General features: G+C 30.8%; 1 pseudogene. It reads right to left on the minus strand.

Annotated features, from left to right (window positions below):
- Nucleotides 1-78: 78 nt before the first annotated feature.
- Nucleotides 79-477, minus strand: a pseudogene (locus EII23_RS12355) (hypothetical protein); the annotation flags it as partial.

Genomic DNA, 477 nt, shown 5'->3' on the forward strand with positions numbered 1-477 from the left:
GTTATTCCCCTCCAAAAATCATCTATTGAATATCCAAATGCCGATATACAACCTATTCCCGAAATAACTACTGTATCTTTATCCATTTTTAACACCTCCAAAAACTATTGAACAAATGTTGCCACCAAAAGCAAAAGAGCTACTTAAAACTATATTTATATCTTTATTAATTTTATGGTTAGGCACCACATTCTTTATACAATCTGAATCTGGACATGTGTAATTAATTGTTGGTGGAATCGTATTATTTTTTATTGTCAATACAGATGATATAGCTTCTAATCCACTTGCAGCACCCATAGTATGACCTATCATTGATTTTAATGAACTTACAGGTATTCTATCTGTATATTCTTTAAACACTCTGTACAAAGCTTTAGATTCCGTAGAATCATTAGCTTTTGTTCCTGTTCCATGTGCACTAATATAAGAAACTTCATTAGCTTTTATATTAGCTGATTTCAATGCCTTTAACAT

Source organism: Desulfovibrio sp. OH1186_COT-070, assembly GCF_003860215.1.
Lineage (GTDB): Bacteria > Desulfobacterota > Desulfovibrionia > Desulfovibrionales > Desulfovibrionaceae > Desulfovibrio.